Raw genomic sequence first — 20,517 nt, 5'->3', positions numbered from 1 at the left:
CATGACGAAGAAATATAATCGGCGTCGTTTCCTTGGCGATACTGGAAAAGGAGTAATCGGCACGGCGGTAGCAGCGACATTTCCGTCTTTCCCGGTTTTGCCATCTGTTACACCAGCAGCGCCGGACGCGGATCCTCCATCGATTTCTGCTGAGCAGTTCGCTCAGGAAATTGAACGAGTGCTACCACCAGATAAACTATTTGGTTATCATGAACGTGTAAGAAATGCGCTCATCCATGAAAATAACCGCAATCCGGAAATACAGCCGCGTCCCGGAGAAATGGCGCTTCCGACGGATGGATGGAAGTTGATCATTGTGGATGGTAGTGAGGAAGCTTTCTTGGATCTTGCAAAAGATTTTCAAGACTATCTCGAAGGATCCATGGGCGTCCGGATAACCGTCGAAAGCCGTGATTCGCTGGTAGACTGGAAAAAGCTAACACGTAGTATTTTGCTGGGGGTAAGGGAGCATTTCCCAGGCTTGGGCAGTTCGCTGGATACGCCAAAAAGCTACGAACTGTTAGCGGATTCTGAACGAATTGTTGTGTGTGGATACGATTTATCCGGCGTTCGGCAGGGCCTTTTTAACCTGGAAGCCCGAATGAATCTGCGCGAGGCACCGTTTTTGCCCCAAGGGTTACACGCCGTTCGAAACAGCTTGTATCAACGTCGCATGGCCCTCTCATGGCTGGGGTGGATGGAGTGGCCCGATCAGCAACTTTCCCGGTTGGCGCACGATGGATTCGATGGTCTGTTTACTTCTGTCTATGCTAATCCGAACGGCGACCGTAACACGGCTGAAAACTCAACCGATTTTTATGCACGCCTGCTAAAACGGGTGCGTAAGCAGGATCCGTCCAGCATACATGATCTGATCCGGCGGGCGTCCCGGTACGGTATCCAAGTATTTACACCCATTATTTACCAATATACGGGTACGCCGGACAGCGAAGCCGGATTGCGCACGCTCGTAAAAGACATCATCCGGGAGTTTCCGGATATGGGAGGCTATGTGTTGCTTACGGAAGGATTTTGGTATGGAAAGTGGGGTGGATTGCACGGAGCGCCGGAAGACGAAGTTAAAGATTGGGCACGGAACTGGAGCCGAGCTATCGGCATTGTAACCGAGGAATGTCATCGGGTAAATCCAGCAACCGAAGTACTGGCTTGGGAGTATAATATTGATTTCCGGCCGCAAAATGAAAAATTAAAGCGATATTTTGTCCAGCAACTACCTGCTGCTGCCATTCCTATGCTCACCTGGGAGAATGGAAAGAGTTTTGAGCTGGACGGAATGAAAGGATATCTCCGCGATTATTCCCTTTCCCAAATCGGTCCCGCAGAAGTGACCCGTGGTCAGTTGGAAGAGGTAGCGGCACGCGGGATGAAAGCTTATGCCAAAGTGGATACCTTCGCGAGTTGGCAGTTTGGAACGCAACCTTACCTGCCGTTCCCGGGTCAGTGGAAAACCCGCTACGATGCACTGGAAAAATACAAGATTAGCGGTACGCTGGAAAGCTGGAGCAGCGGATACAGTGCAAATTTTATCGTAGCATTGCGTGCATGGTCTTGCTGGAGTGATGCACCTCCTTTTGAAGAACTGCTAGCAAACTACGCATCGTTTATTTTTGGCGACGACCAAGAAGAACGCGTGCTTCAGGCATGGCATTATTTTGATGAGGCAATCCGACTGGTTCCCGATACGGGACCCAATATGGGTACGAATCATGCAGTCGCGAATCCCTTGTTCTTTCAGGAGCCTCCGGCCCGCACTGCAACGTTCAATTATTCGTGGACGGACCAATCCCAATGGATGGGGTATCTCGGGAGTAACCTCAATCCTTACTGGCCTTTTACCGTTTCCCGGATGGTTTTTTACCCCGATTTCACTAATCGAACGAATCAGGCGGAGCGCTATGCACAACGGGCAACGGGTATCGTCGTCCCCGAAGGAAAGTTAATTCTTCCCGTTTTTTTGGATTATTTAAAACGGGCTTCCCATACCATGGAACAGGGACTTAAGTTGTATCGAGAAGCCGCTTTAAATAGCCCGGAGCGTAAGCGGAAAAGAGCGGTCCGGGAGGTACTCATTGCTGAACAGCTGAACAGAATGATGCAAAGCAATGCAGCCGTATTGGAATTTGAAAATTTGCGGCTGAAATGGGCTTCGTCGAACGATCCGGTTCGATCGTCGGCAATATTGGAACGCATGGAGTCATTGCTAAAGGAAGAGATCGCACGCACCCGTTTGTCGTTGCTGGCAGCAACCAGGGATTCCCGGCTGGGTTTTCAGTTTGAACAGGACTATGTCTATACACCTTATTCGCTCCAGCAAAAGCTGGAACTGCTCGAGGAAACGTTGCATAAGCAACTCGCTGCCGTCCGGAAGTAGTTGCTGGACAAAATTGAAATCTTTTCTCTTGTATATACAAGTTGTATTCTTATCTTTGCTTTATATTGTTCGGAACGAACATATACAAAGAAAGACCTTTAATTATGAGCGTAAATCCAGGTAGTCTTGTGTCTGCTCCTCCTCTCACCGCTTTACTCTTGGCGATGATGTGCGGCGCTACGTTACCTGTTTGTGCGCAATCCTATGCGGGTATTGCGCAAGCCAACATCACGCCACGTAGGCGGGCTGTCAAAATTCGTTCACTATATCGGATGCGACAAACAGGGGAAGCGATTCCGCCCACCGTGGGTTCATTACCTTGGACATTGCCGCTCCATGTGCAGGTAATGCAGATCAGTGACAGCGCGGCAATCGTCGGGTTGCCGGGGGAACTTTTTGCAGCGTTAGGAATGGCGATCAAGGAAAAGTCGCCTTTCCCGACCACGCTGATCATAGAATTGACCAACAGCCATATTGCATACGTCCCAAACAGGGAAGCATTCGCTCAAGGGAGTTATGAAACGATTAATTCGAGGTTGGCACCGGGAGGAGGAGAACTAATGCTTGACACGGCTGTTCGCCTTCTTCATGAACTAGCAGGCGACGATCGGAAAGTAGTCCGGCATTTGACAAAAACGATCAGGCAATGAATCAACTATTAGGAAGAAAATGAAAGCAATAACCCGATTTATTGAAGTAAGGAAAATTTCCATTTTGGTGGGTTTTCTCTGTTTGTCCGGCTTACAAACAAGGGGGCAATCCAATGCCGACCCCACCAAACAACTGGTTTTCAGAGCCGGAGCATCCATCAGTAACATCACGCCTTATCTGGGTGGGGGCATTGTTGGCAACTTTGGCATTCCGCCGGAGGCGAAAAATGTACACGACCAGCTGCATGCGCGTGCGCTGGTGCTGGATGACGGTACGACGAAGCTGGCCTTCGTTGTTTCGGATAATATATCCATCGCGCGAGAGGTGTATGATGAGGCAAAACGGATTATCCACAAGCGAACGGGTATACCTCCCGAACACGTGCTAACCTCGTCTACGCATACCCATTCTGCTACGAGCGCGCAAGGCGACGGCGCATTAAGAAGAGCATGGAATTTCGGCAAACCATTGGATGAATATCAGCAGTTTGTCGCCCATCGGATCGCCGATGGCGTGGCCATCGCGTTGGAGCATCTGGGGCCCGCCCGGATCGGCTGGGGTGCGGTGAACGTGCCGGAACATGTTTTTAACCGCCGCTGGAAAATGAAAAAGCCGGTAATCAACCCCTTTGGCGGGATGGATGCCGTGAAGATGAATCCTGGAATCGGAAACCCTGATCTGGTGGAACCAGCAGGGCCAACGGATCCCGAAGTATCCTTTATTTCCGTCCAAGCGGTGGATGGTCGTCCAATTGCGCTGTTGGCAAACTATTCGCTGCATTATGTAGGCGGCGTGCCGAAACACGATATATCCGCGGATTACTTTGCCGTTTTTGCGGATCGTATCCAGGAATTGCTCCATGCAGATCGGCAAGAGGTGCCATTCGTAGGCATCATGAGCAACGGCACTTCAGGAGACATCAATAACATCAATGTAAAGGGGCCGAAGCCCAAAGATCCTCCTTATGCCAAAATGCATTTTGTTGCGGATGATGTCGCTAAAGAAGTTTTTCAGGCTTACGAATCCGTGAATCATGTGCCTTGGGTGAAACTTGGGGCCGCACAGACCATCTTGCCGCTCCAGGTAAGAAAACCAGATGCAGAGACGCTCAAGTTAGCCAACCAGATCCTGTCTCGACCCGAAAATAGTAAGCCCCTGCACCATTCATTGGAACGGGAATATGCGGTGAGGGTTGTCGATCACGCGGCGGGATGGCCAGATCAGATTGACGTGATTTTACAGGTATTCCAAATCGGTGACCTGGGCATTGCCGCGATTCCGTTTGAAACCTTTGCAGAAACCGGACTCGAAATAAAATCAAGGTCTCCGATGAAAAAAACATTCACGATTTCGTTGGCAAATGGTTCCTATGGCTATCTGCCAACGCCCGAACAACATGAAGTAGGGGGATATGAAACGTGGCTGACCACGAACAAAGTCGAGAAAAATGCATCGCGAAAGATTGTAGAGACATTGCTGAATATGTTTGGAGAGTCTGAATAAAAAATGAATTTGATGAAACCGAGATGTAAATCGTATTGCCACACAGGGCAATCATTATTTACATCGAGCTCTCATCGGCCGCTTAAAAGAAAATAATTCGATGAAAAATTTTGGTTATTATTTTTTCGTTTGCGTGGCACTGATAGCCACATCCAACCGGGGTTTTGCTGTTGCTGATTCGCTGATCTTCCAGGCAGGCGCGGCTACCAGCAACATCACACCTAAAATTGGCGGGTCGATCAATGGCAATATGCAGGATGGATTAGTCAAGAATATCCACGATGAGACGCACGCGCGGGCCTTGGTGTTGGACGATGGTCATACCCAGTTGGCATTCGTGGTGCTTGACCTTTGTATGGTATATCGCGAAGTACTGGATAAAGCCAAGCAGCGTGCACACGAGTTTACCGGAATCCCGACCAGTCATATGCTGATGTCTGCCACCCATACGCACTCCGCTGGAACGGCATGTGGCTTGTTTCAAAGTGATCCGGATCCAGCTTATCTGGAATTTTTGGTCGACCGGGCCGCGGATGCGTTGATCCGGGCCTATCGCAATCGCGTGCCGGCAAAAATCGCTTGGGGCGTGGGGGAAGAACCGGGCGAAGTATTCAACCGCCGCTGGCACATGAAACCGGGTACGCCACTGCCAAACCCGTTTGGTGGTCAGGATCAGGTAAAGATGAATCCGGGCGTGGGAAATCCGAACATGTTAAAGCCGGCAGGGCCGGTCGACCCGGAAGTACCGGTCATCTCCTTGCAAACACTGGATGGCACCCCGATTGCACTATTGGCCAATTATTCTCTGCATTACGTTGGGGGCACAGGAAGCGGCGAGATCTCTGCCGATTATTATGGGATGTTTGCAGACCAGATCGGCAAGTTGGTAGGCGCAGACCAATCGCCACAGCATCCTCCTTTTGTCGGCATGATGACCAATGGTACAAGTGGCGACATCAACAATATTCCCTGGACGGCCAAGAAGCGGGAGACGTTTTCTCCTTATGTAAAAATGAAGTCTGTTGCCGATAACCTGGCGGCTGCGTCTTTTGAGGCCGTGAAGGATGTACCGTACCAGAACTGGGTTTCGCTCGCCGCGGAACAGGAAGAAATCACGCTTGGCGTGCGGAAGCCAACCGATGCAGAGGTTATGCGCGCGGAGGAGATCGTCGCAAAAGCCGCAGGTCCGACCATGAAATCAATGGAAGAGATTTATGCACGCGAGACGTTGTTCATGAAAGACTATCCTTCCCAAGTAGCTATCTTGTTGCAAGTGTTCCGGATCGGGGATCTGGCCATAGCGGCCGTCCCGGCTGAGGTCTTTGTTGAAATCGGCCTGGAACTGAAAGCGAAAAGCCCATTTAAGCCGACGTTCACCATCGAATTGGCCAATGGATACAATGGATATTTACCCACGCCGGCGCAACACAAGCTGGGCGGCTACGAAACATGGCGGGCACGTTCTAGTTACTTGGAGGAGCAAGCTTCTGACAAAATTTTACAGACACTTTTTAGACTACTAGCAAACCACAAAACCAAAACTAACTGAACTCGTACGCAATGAATCGAAATTTTTATATCCTCTTATTCGCCTTAATAGGAATAGTCGGTTGCCAGACAAACTCAACGAATCAGCGCATACGTCAAGCCTTGGAAAGTTTCCAAGTGGAAGAAGGCATGCGTATTGAATTGGTGGCTGCTGAACCCATGGTGATTGATCCGGTGGCATTTGCTTTTGATGAGGACCGGCGGCTATACGTGGTGGAAGACAGGGGATATCCCGACCCGGCAGAGGGAGGGAACCCGACAACATTGGGGCGCATTGCACTACTGGAGGATACCGATGGGGACGGACATTACGACAAGCGCTATGATTTTGCGACCGGATTGACTTATCCCAATGGAATTCTACCCTGGAAGGGAGGGGTATTTGTAACCTGCGCGCCTCACATCTATTATTTTAAAGATACAAATGGCGACGGAGAGGCCGACATCAAAAAGATCGTACTGACCGGATTCAACGATACAAAAACTTCGCAAATCCGGATGAGCCATCCGACGCTCGGCCCGGATGGCTGGATTTATGTCACGGGAGGACTAAATGGAGGAAGTGTTACTTCACCCGATCACCCCGATCGTGCACCGGTTACGTATACGGCCGCCGATGGGCGTTTTCATCCCGAAACGCTGGAATTCCAGGTAACTGGCGGCAAAAGCCAATTTGGACTTACCATTGATCCGTATGGGCGCCGGTTCGGTACATCCAACCGACATCCGGTGATGCAGATCGTGATGGAACCTTGGTATCTTCGTCGCAATCCCGACTTGCTTTTTAATGAAACAGTGGAAAATGTTTCGCCCGTGGAGGCCGATGCGGTGGTATATCCGATTAGTAAAGCGGTGACGACGGCGGATTACATCCCCAAGCTGATCGGACGTTCTCATGCTGGAACATTCACTGCGGCCAGTGGATTGGTGGCGTTTTATGGGAACGGCTTAACTCCCGCGCATAAAGGCAATATTTTTATCTGTGAATCTGCGCAAAACTTGGTGCAGCGGCAAGTATTGCATGCGGACGGTCCAAGTTTCAGTTCGGAAATAGCGGAACACGGTAAAGAGTTCTTGGCATCTACAGATGAGTGGTTCCGACCCGTATTTGCTCAACATGGCCCGGAAGGAGGGCTTTACATCGCGGATATGCATCGGAAGGTGATTGACCATCCTTCTTATGTCCCGGAAGAAATGCGCGATAAGCTTGATTTTGAGAGCGGTAAGACGGATGGGCGTATTTATCGAGTAATCCAGGAGGATTTCGAGCCTTCCGACCGGGACACCGTAGGCAATGTGGAATCCGGTGCGAGTGTTTCGCAGCTTGTGCGAGCGTTGTCTTCGCCGGATGGGTGGAAGCAGGCAACCGCTTTCCGATTATTATTGGAACAGCGTCCGAAAGATGCAATAGCGTTGTTGAAGGATACAGCGGTTCGTGGGGCCCTGCCTGAAAGCCGGGCTCGTGCGTTTTGGCTGCTCCGCTTATTCGACGGCTTGGACACGGAGACCTGGAAACAATTGTTCGCAGACAGCGTAGCTACCGTACGTGAACAGGTAGTTCAGCTGTCGGCTTCCGACAGCGGGCACCATCCGGAGCTGATACCGGTATTATTGGCGGCTGCGGATGATGAATCTCCCCGCGTCCGATACCTGGCGGCCTTGGCGTTGGGAGAGGTTACATCTCCCGATGCGGTGACCGCACTCGCACGAATCGCCGCGAAGGACGGAGCCAATAAATGGACAAGGGCAGCCGTGCTGAGTGGGGTAGCGGCACGCACTTCGACTTTTTTGGAAACTTTTGGCGCGCTTCGATCCATAGATACCGCAGCATTTGCGGCGGTCATGCAGGATTTGGGACGTCTGTTGGGGCATGGGGGAACCGTGTCAGAAACCCGTGCTTTTTTCCAACGCTTGGTATCAACGGACCGAATTGAGGAATGGCAGGTTTCTGCTATGCTGGGTCTAGCAGAAGGATTGGGTGGTACGCTTTACGCAATAGGCGGTTCTGCTGGAACATCCCATTTGGATCGCTTCATCCGTGGTATTAAAGAAGTGGCGGTCGAAGCGGAAACGGGCCACCGATTGCGGTTACGCGCGATCGCATTATTGGGTTTTACGAACTATAAACAATCTTCCGATATATTGCGCAATCTATTGGATGCGCAATATCCACCGGATGTACAGCGCGAGGTTGTTGGAGCCATTTCCAGGTTGCAGGACCCCCGGGGGGCTGAGCTGCTTACAGAAAAAGACAAGTGGTCTGCTTATTCTCCCAACGTGAAGCCTGCAGTCATTTCGGCTTTAGTTTCCAATAAAAAATTCTTACCTGTGCTTTTCTCGGCAATTGAAAAAGGGACCGTAGCAGCGGCGGAAATATCGTCAGTAGACCGCGTCCGATTGATGAAATCGGAGGATTCGGTGATCCGTGAACAGGCTGAAAAACTATTCGGTGAATTAGAGGGTGGTGATCGGATGGCTGTGTACCAGGAGTATCGAAGTATTTTGGAACAAAAGGCAGATGCCAAGGCGGGTGCAGCGGTATTTCAAACACATTGCGGAGTTTGTCATTCCTATGCAGGTAAAGGTGGTCAAGTGGGACCGGATTTAACGGGCGTTAAAAATCAGCCGCCGGACGCGTTATTGCTACATATTTTGGTCCCGAATTACGAAGTATATCCCACGTATCAATCGGTCGTTGTCCGTACGAAAGACGGTGGAGCTTTTTCGGGGTGGGTAGTGTCCGAGACGGAGAATAGCTTAACGTTGCGCACTGCGGCTGGTACGGACGAGGCAATCCTGCGGAGTAATATTGAATCATTAGTCAACTCCGGGCTTTCGCTGATGCCGGATGGATTGGAACAAACCATGACCAAAGAAGAGTTAGCGAATCTAATTGCTTATCTAAAAGAAGGAAATACAAAGTAATAAAAAGGAGAAAGATATGAAAAAAGTACTTTATGCAGGGTGTGTATTGTGGTTGGCCGCGACTTGGTCCACAGACGTAAACGCGCAATCTGGTGCAGGTAAGGCTCCCAAAAAGACCATCCATTTATTCAATGGACAAGACTTAGATGGTTGGTATACATTTATCAGGGACCGAGGTAAGAATCAGGATCCAAAAGGCGTATTTTCCATTCAGGATGGTGTGTTACGTATTTCAGGCGAGGAGTGGGGTTGCATCACCACCGACGAAGTCTATGCAGACTACCGACTGGTGATGGAATTTAAATGGGGAGAAAAGACGTACGGTTCGAGAGCGGACCGCGCGCGTGATAACGGTATCCTGTTTCACTCTGTTGGTGAAGACGGCGGTTATTCGGGAACGTGGATGCATTCCATTGAATGCAATATCATTGAAGGCGGAACCGGCGATTTTATCGTGGTTGGGGATGGAAGCGATCGCTTTTCGATCACCAGTCCCATAGCTTCCGAGCGGCATGGCACAACTCCGGTTTATCAAGCCGGTGGCGAGTTGGTGGAAGTGAACAGAGGAAGGATTAACTGGTATGGCCGCGATCCGAATTGGAAAGATACACTTGGATTCCGCGGTCCTCAGGACGTAGAACATCCAGTCGGACAATGGAATAAGCTTGAATGTGTGGTGAAAGGGGATTCCATCGATATCTATGTCAATGACATACTGGTCAATCAGGCAATCCGTGTGCGCCCTTCCGAAGGAAGGATCCAGGTACAGTCAGAAGGAGCAGAGATGTTTGTCCGCCGGCTCGATCTTGTTCCGCTTGCAGCAGGAAGGTAACGAATGTAACAGTTTGTCGATTTATCTAAGTTTGTTTCTTGTATATACAAGTTATTTTTTAGTTTTGTGATTAACGCGTGCTATTGGCGATGCCAGGTACAATCAGTAGATTTGGGGTTCCAATTATTAATTCTTGTGTAAATTCAGATACTTTAATCAATAACAAATGGAGAAAAATAATTTATCGTTACAATCGGAAAGCCGCCGTTCTTTTTTAAAGACGGCCGGTATGGCAGTCGTTGGCGGCAGTGTTGCTTATCACTTTGGGATGCCTTCGGCGCTGGGGAATATTTCAGGAGCAAAAGAAGTGTTGAAAGTTGGCCTTATCGGTTGCGGCGGTCGAGGTACCGGTGCGGCCATCCAGGCGGTTAAATCAGATCCAAATGTGATTCTCACTGCAATGGGCGACGCTTTTGAAGATCGGTTGGAGAAATCATACGATGCGCTGTCGAAAGCCATTCCGGATAAGATTAAAGTAAAAAAGAGGAATAAATTTATCGGTTTTGATGCGTATCAAAAGGTAATTGACTCCGGTGTGGATGTGGTCCTCTTGACAACTCCGCCAGCATTTCGCCCGGCTCATTTTGCAGCAGCAGTCGCAGCAGGGAAACATGCTTTTTGCGAAAAGCCGATGGCGGTGGACGCACCCGGCGTCAGGTTGGTAATGGAATCTGCACGGAAAGCAAAGGAGAAGAACCTCGGTGTATTTGCAGGATTCTGCTTTCGGCACGACGCGGCAAACCAAGCGGCCTTCCAACAAGTTTTGGCGGGTCGGATTGGGGATGTCCGGACCGTTACGGGATTCCGTTACGGCGGTGAGCTGACTGGCTACTCAAGTACGTTGGGAACAGGGATTGAATATCAATTGCGTAATTGGTATTTTCAAAATTGGTTGTCTGGGGATTTTGTCGTTGAAGTCGCCTGCCACAGCGCGGACATGATGAGTTGGGCGCTTGGTGACGTTATGCCGATCAAAGCGATCGGATCTGGAGGACGTCAGCAGCGGGTGGAGGAGCGGTTCGGTAACGTTTTCGACCATTTTTCTGTTGAATATGAATATGCCGGAGGCGCCAAAGGGTTTCTTTTTACGCGCCAACAGCGAGGAGCATTTTCAAGAAACACGATTGACGTCACGGGAACGGAAGGGGATGCAAACTTTGTGATGGGGCAACGCCATGAAATTACCGGAAAAAATCCGTGGAAATTTGATGGAGCGCCCAACAATATGTTTCAAGCAGAGCACGATGCTTTTTTTGCCTCGATACGGGCAGGAAAACCCATAAATGACGGCGAATGGATGGCCAATAGTACCATGATGGCCATTTTGGGTAGAATGGCTGCATACAGCGGGCAGGAAATCACGTGGGACCAAGCCCTTAATTCCAACCAGGTGCTGGGGCCAAGGTTCGAAGACTATAGCTGGGATTTGCAATATCAATCACCACCGGTAGCGATTCCGGGTGTTACCAAAGTACTATAAGCGACGATGTCAGAAACACGTTTGATGGTCCATATCATGGTGCTGCTATCCATAGTCTGTATGACTGATTTGGCGGTTGCTCAACCGTTTTTGAAGTTTGGCCAGGAGACACAGGACGTGGTCGAGTGGGGGCCAAGTAATCGACTTCACTGGAGGGGATTGGAATGGCATGCGGTAAATACCGGGAGCGATACGTGGAAAGTGAAAGGCAAAACACTGGTTTGTTCGGGGCATCCCATCGGCGTGATACGCTCGGCAAAGCAATATGAGAATTTCATGCTTTACGTTGAATGGAAACATATGGAAGCGGGTGGAAACTCTGGTGTCTTTGTGTGGAGTGACGCGGTACCTGGTGAAAATCGGCTGCCGGGTGGCGTAGAGGTACAAATGCTAGATCTGGAATGGGTGGAACTCAATAAGCGAGACGGCGTGAAGCCTCCCATTGCCTATGTCCATGGCGAGCTGTTTGGTGTGGGCGGTGTAAACGTCGTGCCCGATAACCCCAGGGGTTCGCGAAGCAAATCGATTGAAAACCGGAGTAAAGGCAAAGGAGAGTGGAATACCTATCAGGTTATTTGTGTGGATGGCACCATCAAGCTTTCGGTGAATGGAAAGTTTGTGAACGGTATCCAAAAAAGCTCGATAAAGAAAGGTTATCTATGTCTTGAATCCGAGGGAGCAGAAATTCATTTCAGAAATTTGAAACTGATTGAATTGCCGCCTGGGGTGACTTCGGCCGACCAGGTTGCAACGGAGGTGAATTGAGGCATAAACGAAAAAAAAAGAATTGATGGATATTAAATTAGGGTTGTTCCACACGCCGATGAGTTGTTTACTGTCTCTATTCGCATCGGGGACACTACTTGCGCAACAGGTTGACTTTTCCGATTACCAGCAAACATTGGCCGGAACGGATCAATCGATTGACATGGTGGCCATCCCAGGTGGAACGTTTAAGATGGGAAGCGCTACGGGTGAAGCGAATCGGCGCACCGACGAAGGGCCTCAAATTGATGTGGAAATAGCGCCTTTTTGGATCGGAAAATATGAAATTCCATGGGACGTTTACGAATATTATATTTATGAATCTGGCGATCCGACCGCGGGGCAGGAGCAGGCAATGCAGGAAGTGGATGGAGTTACCCGGCCGACAGCACCTTTCCTGGATATGACGATGGGGATGGGAAAAGAGGGAAAACCTGCCATTGCTATGACCCATTACAATGCTATCCAGTTCTGCAGGTGGCTGTATACGCGGACGGGTGTCTTTTACCGTCTACCGACTGAAGCGGAATGGGAATATGCTTGCCGTGCAGGAAGTGAAACCACCTATTTTTTTGGCGATAATGTAGATGAATTAGGTGAATACGCTTGGTTTTCGGGTAACAGTGAAGAAAAGACACATCCTATCGGTACCAAAAAGCCGAACAGTTGGGGATTATACGATATGTTGGGAAATGTTTGCGAGTGGACATTCGATCAGTATATCCCCGATGCGTATAAACAATGGAAAAAAGAGAAACGCGCGAACAATCCGGTTAACCCACCTACGGAACTATATCCACATACGGTGAGGGGTGGATCTTTTCAGGATGAGGCGGTAAATCTTCGATCCGCCGCCCGGGCTCATTCGGATCCAGCCTGGAAAGAACTCGACCCCCAAACGCCCAAAAGCAATTGGTGGTTTCCCTTTACGCCTTTTGTCGGATTACGGATCGTCCGCCCAGCAGTACAGCCTTCACAAGACGAAATCGAGGGTTATTATACCATTGAACCCATTCCAGAATATTGAAACCAAAAATAAAATAACATGATACCAAATTCGAAAATTTTGTTGGCAGCACTGTGTATGCTCATTCATTTTGGCGCTTTCGGCCAACGTAAAAGTTTATTTAACGGGAAAGACCTGACTGGATGGACCATTCACGGTACAGAGAAATGGTACGTGGAAAACGGAGAACTGGTCTGTGAAAGCGGTCCCGATAAACAATACGGCTATTTATCAACCAATGAGACCTACAAAGATTTTGAGCTGACCGTTCACTTTAAACAGGAAGCTGACGGCAACAGCGGGGTGTTCATACGCTCCGACATCGAAGGGGTCAAAATCAGCGGGTGGCAGGTCGAAGTAGCGCCACCTGCGCACAACACCGGCGGTATTTATGAGTCTTATGGCCGTGGGTGGCTGATACAACCCGAGCCGGAAAAAGACAAGTACCTGAAGGTAGGTGAATGGAATACCATGAAAATACGGGCGGTCGGCAACGAAGTTACCACCTGGCTGAATGGAAAGAAAATGGTCCATTTATCAGACGAAAAAATCGGAGCGGCAAAGGGCTTCATCGCTTTGCAAATCCACGACGGCGGCGGCATTAAAGTACGTTGGAAAGATTTGACAATTAAGGAGCTTTAGGATAGAAGCAATTCTTAACCAGAAAAAATAGAAGCAAGTTAACGGATAATAACAAGATCAATGATGGAAGGACCAAAGAAAACAGTCAAGGTATTGGTAGTGGGATGCGGTAACATGGGGGCATCGCATGCGCAGGCTTATCACGATTTGCCGGGTTTTGAAATATGCGGCTTGGTTTCCCGTGGCGGCAGTAAGAAAAAATTGAATGAAAAATTGGGTAGCGGTTATCCGCTGTTCGATGATTTCGAGATGGCTTTGAAAGAAACGCAGCCAGATGCGGTATGTATATCAACGTATCCGGATACCCATGAACCGTATGCTGTCCGTGCGATGGAACAGGGCTGCCATGTATTTGTGGAAAAGCCGATTGCCAGTACGGTCGAAAGCGCAGAACGCGTGGCCGCGGTTTCGAAACAGACCGGAAAGAAAGTAGTGGTTGGTTATATCCTTCGTCATCATCCTTCCTGGCAACGGTTTATTTCAGAGGCTCAGCAATTGGGCAAGCCATTAGTGATGCGGATGAACCTGAACCAACAGAGTGAGGGTGACATGTGGACGTTGCACCGCAACCTGATGGCCAGCCTAAGTCCCATCGTCGATTGTGGGGTGCATTACATCGATGTGATGTGTCAAATGGCGCGTTCCAAGCCCACACAGGTCTACGCCATAGGCGCGAAGCTGACCGACGAAATCCCGGCAGATAATTACAATTACGGTCAGCTGCAGATACGGTTTGAAGATGGTTCGGTGGGTTGGTATGAAGCAGGCTGGGGCCCGATGGTTAGTGAAACGGCCTTTTTCGTGAAAGACGTTTTCGGCCCGAAAGGTTCGGTATCGATTGTGGCAAAGGACGCCGGAGCTTCGGGAAAATCAGATTCCATTGAAGCCCACACCAAAACCGAATCATTGTTAGTACATCATGCCGAACTGGATAGTAACGAACGGTTTGCTAAAGCGGACGCGTGGATCGATTTGACCGACGAGCCGGACCATCAGGAATTATGCAACCGGGAACAGGCTTATTTCCTTCGGGCCATTCAGGAGGACATCGATCTGACTGATCATTTAGCCGATGCGGTAAATAGCTTGCGGATCGCCTTTGCTTGCGATGAATCGGTAAAAACAGGTAATGTAGTGATTTTATAACAGATAAATAATGAGCAGAAAAATCAGCAGACTTGCGGAGGGTTGGTGGGATTATACAACACTTGACGATCAAATTCACCGGGATGCGGCCAAATTAAGTGTCAAGGATATCGAGCAGCTTTCGCGCCCGGGTTTCCAAGTGGTTTTACATGATACGTTGGAATCTCTCTATCTTGCGGAAGCCTTGGAGTATATTAACGCCTGGAAGCAGTCCACACCTTCCAATCCGGTAGGTATTTGCGGACCCATAGGGCCTACCGAGCAATTGCCGCTGGTTGCCCAGTTGGTGAACGACCTGGAAATTTCCCTGGAGCATGCCCATTTTTGGGGGATGGACGAATGGTATGAAAACGGGAAAGAGGTGGATGAAACACATCCCCTTTCTTTCGCGCGCGCAAATCGGGAGTTGTTGTTTGATCGGATAAAGCCCCAGTTCCGGATGCCGGATTCCAATATTCATTATCCCGGTGCGGGGAATCTGGACGCTTATACACGCAGCTTTGACGAAATCCGATGTGCCGTCATGCAGGGCGGACAGGGTGATGTTAAACATTGGGCATTCAACGATCCGTTTAAACGGGAGGGCAACTATGTGGATGCACCGCCTTCGCCGGACGAATACCGTCAGTTGTCTGCGCGGATCGTGGATCTTCATCCCATAACACTGATGCAGAATGCACGCACTTCGGGCGGCGGATATGTGGTAGGTGTACCCATGCAGGCGTTGACAGTCGGACCACGGGAGACATGGAAAGCAGAAAAAGTATCAATTTGGCAAGCCGGAAATCACGACAATGCTTTTGGTATGCGTTTGACTGCATTTATGATTTCAAAGGGTATTGAAGATACATCCGTTCCGATGTCATTGTTGGCCAGTCATCCCCAGGTGGAGTTCCATTATTATCGACACGCGTTGAAGGATGTGGCTACAGAAATGCACTAAGGGGTCGATATACGGAAAAGATGAAAGAGAACGTAAATAACACGGTGCTGGCTATCGTAGCCCATCCCGACGATGCGGAGTTACTCTGCGCCGGAACACTTGCGTTGTTGAAAGACAAAGGTTGGCGAGTAGAGATGGCTACCATGACGCCGGGAGACGGTGGTACAGTTACGCTTAGCCGGGAAGAAATCAGCGCGGTTCGTAAACGGGAAGCCGCAAGCGCAGCCGCTTTGCTGGAGGCGCCTTATCAATGCCTGGAGTGTGAGGACATCTTTGTAATGTATGATAAACCAACGCTGCTGAAAGTCATTGAGTTGATCCGTCGGACAAGACCTCGGATGGTCTTTACCATGAGCCCGTCCTGTTATATGGTGGATCACGAAATGACCAGCAAATTGGTTCAGACGGCTTGTTTCAGTGCGGGTGTCAAGAACATCGAGACCGCATCTCCACCTTTCTTTTTTACGCCTTATCTCTACTACGCGGATGCCATGGAGGGAAAGGATCGATACGGAGCGGAAGTGGTACCGGGTATGGTGGTCGACATTACGGATAAGATTGCCTTAAAAGAACAAATGTTGGCTTGCCATGAATCGCAGCGCAATTGGCTACGTGAACACCACGGCATGGACGAATACTTGCTGGCGATGAGAGCTTTTTCCGCAAAGCGGGGTGAAGCGGTTCGTGTAAGATACGGCGAAGGTTTTCGGCAACACCTTGGTCACGCCTTTCCGCAAGAAAATCTGCTGGAGGCAGAATTAGAAAATTATGTCAAATAGGTTCCATCCCATGAAGAGGGGACAAGTTTGACAATTGCAAAATAGAAATAAATAGATGAAATCATATCGATTAAATAGATTATTCAATAGCCGATCGGGAAATTGCTTTGATGTCGCAATTGATCACGGATTTTTCAATGAATACCCGTTTCTTCATGGGATTGAAAATATCCGTACGGCAGTGGACGTATTGGTATCAGCGGCACCGGATGCGATCCAACTTACGGTAGGGCAGGCACATTACCTACAAGCGATACCCGGTCGAGAGAAACCGTCGCTCGTGCTTCGAACGGACGTGGCGAACGTATATGGAAAACAGCTGCCACGGGCGTTATTCAGCCGGATGATTGAAAATCCCGTGGAGCAAGCCATTCGTTTAGACGCAGTTTGTGTGGTGGTCAATCTGTTCAGCATTCCGGACGAACCGGAAGTGACTGACCAATGCATTCAGAATATTCTAAAGATCAAGCCCGAAACCGATCGGTATGGGATTCCGTTGATGGTGGAGCCTCTGGTCTTTCGGCCGAACAGTGAAGCGGGCGGGTACATGGTAAACGGAGATCCAGAAAAGATTATCCCCCTGGTTAGGCAGGGAGTAGAATTAGGAGCCGACATCATCAAAGCAGATCCGACGGATGATGTGGAAGATTATCACCGTGTCGTGGAAACAGCGGGCGATATCCCTGTATTGGTACGTGGTGGAGGAAAGGCGAGCGACGAGGAAATTTTACAACGTACGTACGGCCTGATGCAACAAGGAGTAAAGGGCATTGTGTACGGTAGGAATGTTATCCAACACCCTAATCCGAGTGGCATGACACGCGCGTTGATGGCCCTCGTACACGAAGGAGCCAAACCTGAAGACGTGATTGGGCTATTAAAATAGTACAGGGTCGAATGAAAACAGTAAAAATAGGAATAATAGGTGGCGGGTTGATGGGCAGGGAAGCTGCCAGTGCGTTCGGAAGGTGGTTTGCATTGAAGGACTTCCCGATACGCGTGCAGCTTACCGCAGTGTGCGACCTAAATGCACAAATACTTGAATGGTATCGGCAGATTGAAAGTGTCACACTGCTGACAACAAATTACCATGAGTTGATTAGCAGTGAGGAAGTCGATGTTGTGTATATTGCCGTTCCACATAATCTTCACCGGGAATTGTATATTGATATCCTTCGTGCGGGAAAGGACCTGCTCGGTGAAAAGCCTTTTGGAATTGACCTGGAGGCATCGGAGGCCATTGCATCGGAAGCAGTAAGGTTAGGCAGATTTGTGCGGTGCAGTTCCGAAATGCCGTTTTTGCCGGGACCGCAGCGGGTCATTGCGGAAGTGGAATCGGGAAGATTGGGCCGGATATTTGAAATCCGGTCCGGCTTTTTACATGCGAGCGACATGAACGCCCAGAAGCCCATTAATTGGAAACGCCAATCACAATACTGCGGTGAAATCGGGGTGATGGGTGACCTAGGCATGCACGCTTTGCATGTGCCGCTTAGGTTAGGCTGGAAGCCGTCCAAAGTGTTTGCCCAGTTGCAAAAAATCATTACCGAGCGACCCGATGGAAAAGGAGGGACCGCCGTATGCGACACGTGGAATAACGCGACGCTGAGTACGCAAGTTGATATCAATGGCGAACAGGTGCCCATGCAGTTGGAGATGAAACGTTTGGCACCAGGTGAAACGAATACTTGGTATATCGAGATTTATGGGACGGAGGGTGGTGTGCGGTATAGCACCAAAGATACCAAGGCTTTTTGGCAATTTTCCAACGGCGCCGAGCAATGGTGGAAGCGTACGGACCTCGGATTTCAAATGCCGTTTGAAACCATAACCGGCGGTATTTTTGAGGCGGGTTTCCCCGACTGTTTCATGCAGATGTTCGCTGCCTATATTGCCGAACGTGAAGGTTTGCTGAACGGAAAATTTGGTTGTGCAACACCGGAAGAAGCCGTAGATAGTCATCGAGTTTTCAACGCAGCCTTACTTTCTCAGGAGACGGGCACATTCGTGGAAATCCAGTAGATCATGGCTACAAATCATCTGAATCGATCGGGACTATTGGTAGCGGGCAATTGGATATTGGACCAGGTCAAGCTCATCGATAAATTTCCGGCAGAGCAATCGCTCGTAAATATTCTGCACGAATATACGAGCAATGGCGGATCAGCCTATAATATCCTGATGGACTTAACCAAATTGCAAGCTCCTTTCCCCTTGGAGGCGGTCGGTCTGGTGGGCAACGATTTTAATGGTATTCGAATTGTCGATCATTGCCGCGAAGCTGGCATTGACGTCCGGCAATTGCAAATGATACCCGATACGCCGACGTCCTATACCATCGTAACATCGGTAAAGAATACCGGGAAACGTACGTTTTTTCATCATCGTGGAGCTAATTCCCTACTGGATATCGATCATTTTGATTTCCGAATTTCACAAGCGAAGATCTTTCACTTGGGGTACCTCCTCCTGTTGGATCGTCTGGATGAAATTCAAAAGAATGAAAGAACAAGGGCATCGCTTGTATTGGAGAAAGCCAAGCGCGAGGGGTTTTTAACTTCCGTCGATTTGGTGAGTGAGGATTCGGATCGTTTCACCACTATCATTCCTTGTGCGCTGCCGTACGTGGACTATTTATTCCTGAATGAATATGAAGCAAGTCGGCTGTCCGGTATCGATTTGATGGAAATAACCGATACGGTAGAAATGGGAAATCGATGTAAGAACGTTTTTGAGGTAATCTTTCAGATGGGAGTCAACGAGTGGGTAATTATCCATCACCCCGATGGCGTATGGGCTTCGCACCGTGACGGTAGGCAACTCTTTCAACCCAGCCTGCAGCTTCCCCAAGAAAAAGTGGTGGGAGCAAATGGAGCAGGTGATGCGCTGGCAGCAGGGGTTTTACTGGGCCTACATGAAGGTTGGAACATGGACGTATGTCTTGATCTGGGCGTCTGTGCGGCAGCAGCTAGCCTGTCGCATGCGACGTGCTCAGATGGAATACTTTCCCAAACAGACTGCTTGGCTCTTTCTGAATTATACGGGTACCGGAAAAATGAGGACGGCGAGCGTTCTCTTGAACGCCGCTGAATACAGACAAGAAGTGAAAAGTAAATCAGCTCATGCAAACAGGTAGATTTATAGGCAAGACGGCGATCATCACAGGAGCAGGTCAGGGCATTGGTTTTGAAATTGCCCGCCAGCTGGTGTTGGAAGGAGCTACCGTGCTGCTCAACGATATCGATGAAGCATTGACAGAACGTGCAGCAGCACAGATCGGAAAAGAAGGACGGTGCTTGACATGTCCGGGCGATTCGGGCGATCTTGCGTTTATTGATAAGGTAGTGAAACGTGCGGTAACCGAGACCGGTACATTGGACATCGTCATTGCGAATGCAGGGATTACGCTGTTCGGTGACTTTCTGCAATATACGCCGGAATCATTCCACAAGGTAATGGCAGTGAATCTCGGTGGCACATTTTTTCTCGCGCAGGCGGCAGCAAAGGAGCTGATCCGGCATGGACGTGGCGGATCGCTATTATTTACCTCCTCAGTAACCGGACACCGGGCTCACAAAAATTTAGCCGCTTATGGGATGTCGAAAGCTGCCTTAGAAATGCTAGCCAAGCACCTGGTATTGGAGCTTTCGCCGCATGGCATTAACGTTAATACGGTCGCGCCCGGTGCGACGCTCACCGAGCGAACGGTAGAAGATGCTGAATATGCCGCCACCTGGTCTTCGATCACCCCGATGGGACGTGCAGCGACAACGGGAGATATTGCTGCAGCAGCGTTATTTCTGGTGAGCGATGCTGCCCGCCACATCACCGGGCAAACGGTGGTCGTCGATGGAGGCTGGACGACAGTGAGCCCTTCACCTTATCGGACTTGACAAATACTCCCG

General features: G+C 49.6%; 17 protein-coding genes. All 17 read left to right on the top strand.

The features are described from left to right. Position 1: 1 nt before the first annotated feature. The 17 genes from BMZ56_RS06325 (at position 2) to BMZ56_RS06245 (ending at position 20,505) form a co-directional block, all read left to right on the top strand. The gene (locus BMZ56_RS06325; RefSeq protein WP_090625619.1) at positions 2–2,392 is read left to right on the top strand and encodes a hypothetical protein; all 2,391 of its coding nucleotides are present in this window, start codon (positions 2–4) and stop codon (positions 2,390–2,392) included. 104 nt (positions 2,393–2,496) lie between these two features. Further along, complete coding sequence (locus BMZ56_RS06320; RefSeq protein ID WP_104443694.1) at positions 2,497–3,042, top strand: hypothetical protein; 546 nt, start codon at positions 2,497–2,499, stop codon at positions 3,040–3,042. 19 nt (positions 3,043–3,061) lie between these two features. Beyond that, on the top strand, positions 3,062–4,546 hold the full coding sequence (locus tag BMZ56_RS06315; RefSeq protein ID WP_090625612.1) for a neutral/alkaline non-lysosomal ceramidase N-terminal domain-containing protein: 1,485 nt from the start codon (positions 3,062–3,064) through the stop codon (positions 4,544–4,546). Between the two features lie 100 nt (positions 4,547–4,646). After that, positions 4,647–6,095 (top strand): neutral/alkaline non-lysosomal ceramidase N-terminal domain-containing protein, encoded by a 1,449-nt coding sequence (locus tag BMZ56_RS06310; protein WP_090625609.1) that lies wholly within the window; start codon positions 4,647–4,649, stop codon positions 6,093–6,095. A gap of 101 nt (positions 6,096–6,196) precedes the next feature. Further along, on the top strand, positions 6,197–9,019 hold the full coding sequence (locus BMZ56_RS06305) for a PVC-type heme-binding CxxCH protein (protein ID WP_177195055.1): 2,823 nt from the start codon (positions 6,197–6,199) through the stop codon (positions 9,017–9,019). Positions 9,020–9,035: 16 nt separating this feature from the next. After that, the gene (locus BMZ56_RS06300; RefSeq protein ID WP_090625603.1) at positions 9,036–9,851 is read left to right on the top strand and encodes a 3-keto-disaccharide hydrolase; all 816 of its coding nucleotides are present in this window, start codon (positions 9,036–9,038) and stop codon (positions 9,849–9,851) included. A gap of 166 nt (positions 9,852–10,017) precedes the next feature. Next, the gene (locus BMZ56_RS06295) at positions 10,018–11,331 is read left to right on the top strand and encodes a Gfo/Idh/MocA family protein (protein WP_090625600.1); all 1,314 of its coding nucleotides are present in this window, start codon (positions 10,018–10,020) and stop codon (positions 11,329–11,331) included. A 6-nt stretch (positions 11,332–11,337) separates the two neighbouring features. Beyond that, positions 11,338–12,096, top strand: coding sequence for a 3-keto-disaccharide hydrolase (locus BMZ56_RS06290; protein WP_245893102.1), 759 nt, complete (start codon positions 11,338–11,340; stop codon positions 12,094–12,096). A gap of 25 nt (positions 12,097–12,121) precedes the next feature. Further along, positions 12,122–13,123, top strand: coding sequence for a formylglycine-generating enzyme family protein (locus tag BMZ56_RS06285; RefSeq protein WP_245893101.1), 1,002 nt, complete (start codon positions 12,122–12,124; stop codon positions 13,121–13,123). Between the two features lie 18 nt (positions 13,124–13,141). After that, positions 13,142–13,744: a 3-keto-disaccharide hydrolase gene (locus tag BMZ56_RS06280; RefSeq protein ID WP_218146479.1), complete on the top strand. Its 603-nt coding sequence runs from the start codon at positions 13,142–13,144 to the stop codon at positions 13,742–13,744. A 60-nt stretch (positions 13,745–13,804) separates the two neighbouring features. Further along, positions 13,805–14,890: a Gfo/Idh/MocA family protein gene (locus BMZ56_RS06275; protein WP_245893100.1), complete on the top strand. Its 1,086-nt coding sequence runs from the start codon at positions 13,805–13,807 to the stop codon at positions 14,888–14,890. A gap of 10 nt (positions 14,891–14,900) precedes the next feature. Beyond that, positions 14,901–15,833 carry a sugar phosphate isomerase family gene (locus tag BMZ56_RS06270; protein WP_090625594.1) on the top strand — a complete coding sequence of 311 codons (933 nt, stop codon included), beginning with the start codon at positions 14,901–14,903 and terminating at the stop codon, positions 15,831–15,833. Between the two features lie 20 nt (positions 15,834–15,853). After that, the gene (locus tag BMZ56_RS06265; RefSeq protein WP_090625592.1) at positions 15,854–16,612 is read left to right on the top strand and encodes a PIG-L deacetylase family protein; all 759 of its coding nucleotides are present in this window, start codon (positions 15,854–15,856) and stop codon (positions 16,610–16,612) included. A gap of 55 nt (positions 16,613–16,667) precedes the next feature. Then, positions 16,668–17,498, top strand: a complete 831-nt coding sequence (locus tag BMZ56_RS06260) for a class I fructose-bisphosphate aldolase (RefSeq protein WP_090625589.1) — start codon at positions 16,668–16,670, stop codon at positions 17,496–17,498. A gap of 11 nt (positions 17,499–17,509) precedes the next feature. Beyond that, positions 17,510–18,634, top strand: coding sequence for a Gfo/Idh/MocA family protein (locus BMZ56_RS06255; RefSeq protein ID WP_090625585.1), 1,125 nt, complete (start codon positions 17,510–17,512; stop codon positions 18,632–18,634). 3 nt (positions 18,635–18,637) lie between these two features. Then, entirely contained in the window at positions 18,638–19,702 is a 1,065-nt protein-coding gene (locus tag BMZ56_RS06250; protein ID WP_090625582.1) for a carbohydrate kinase family protein, read from the top strand. Positions 19,703–19,734: 32 nt separating this feature from the next. Next, positions 19,735–20,505 (top strand): SDR family NAD(P)-dependent oxidoreductase, encoded by a 771-nt coding sequence (locus tag BMZ56_RS06245; RefSeq protein ID WP_090625579.1) that lies wholly within the window; start codon positions 19,735–19,737, stop codon positions 20,503–20,505. The last annotated feature ends 12 nt before the right edge of the window (positions 20,506–20,517 follow it).

It is taken from the genome of Parapedobacter indicus (assembly GCF_900113765.1).
Taxonomy (GTDB): Bacteria; Bacteroidota; Bacteroidia; order Sphingobacteriales; family Sphingobacteriaceae; genus Parapedobacter; species Parapedobacter indicus.
This window is presented reverse-complemented; position numbering and strand designations above follow the sequence as displayed.

Bases quoted from the DNA above. Each gene is read 5' to 3' on its own strand.
- BMZ56_RS06270 (WP_090625594.1), top strand. From the start codon at position 14,901: ATGAGCAGAAAAATCAGCAGACTTGCGGAGGGTTGGTGGGATTATACA.
- BMZ56_RS06325 (WP_090625619.1), top strand. From the start codon at position 2: ATGACGAAGAAATATAATCGGCGTCGTTTCCTTGGCGATACTGGAAAA.
- BMZ56_RS06300 (WP_090625603.1), top strand. From the start codon at position 9,036: ATGAAAAAAGTACTTTATGCAGGGTGTGTATTGTGGTTGGCCGCGACT.
- BMZ56_RS06285 (WP_245893101.1), top strand. From the start codon at position 12,122: ATGGATATTAAATTAGGGTTGTTCCACACGCCGATGAGTTGTTTACTG.
- BMZ56_RS06280 (WP_218146479.1), top strand. From the start codon at position 13,142: ATGATACCAAATTCGAAAATTTTGTTGGCAGCACTGTGTATGCTCATT.
- BMZ56_RS06320 (WP_104443694.1), top strand. From the start codon at position 2,497: ATGAGCGTAAATCCAGGTAGTCTTGTGTCTGCTCCTCCTCTCACCGCT.
- BMZ56_RS06275 (WP_245893100.1), top strand. From the start codon at position 13,805: ATGATGGAAGGACCAAAGAAAACAGTCAAGGTATTGGTAGTGGGATGC.
- BMZ56_RS06250 (WP_090625582.1), top strand. From the start codon at position 18,638: ATGGCTACAAATCATCTGAATCGATCGGGACTATTGGTAGCGGGCAAT.
- BMZ56_RS06260 (WP_090625589.1), top strand. From the start codon at position 16,668: ATGAAATCATATCGATTAAATAGATTATTCAATAGCCGATCGGGAAAT.
- BMZ56_RS06295 (WP_090625600.1), top strand. From the start codon at position 10,018: ATGGAGAAAAATAATTTATCGTTACAATCGGAAAGCCGCCGTTCTTTT.
- BMZ56_RS06255 (WP_090625585.1), top strand. From the start codon at position 17,510: ATGAAAACAGTAAAAATAGGAATAATAGGTGGCGGGTTGATGGGCAGG.
- BMZ56_RS06315 (WP_090625612.1), top strand. From the start codon at position 3,062: ATGAAAGCAATAACCCGATTTATTGAAGTAAGGAAAATTTCCATTTTG.
- BMZ56_RS06290 (WP_245893102.1), top strand. From the start codon at position 11,338: ATGTCAGAAACACGTTTGATGGTCCATATCATGGTGCTGCTATCCATA.
- BMZ56_RS06310 (WP_090625609.1), top strand. From the start codon at position 4,647: ATGAAAAATTTTGGTTATTATTTTTTCGTTTGCGTGGCACTGATAGCC.
- BMZ56_RS06245 (WP_090625579.1), top strand. From the start codon at position 19,735: ATGCAAACAGGTAGATTTATAGGCAAGACGGCGATCATCACAGGAGCA.
- BMZ56_RS06265 (WP_090625592.1), top strand. From the start codon at position 15,854: ATGAAAGAGAACGTAAATAACACGGTGCTGGCTATCGTAGCCCATCCC.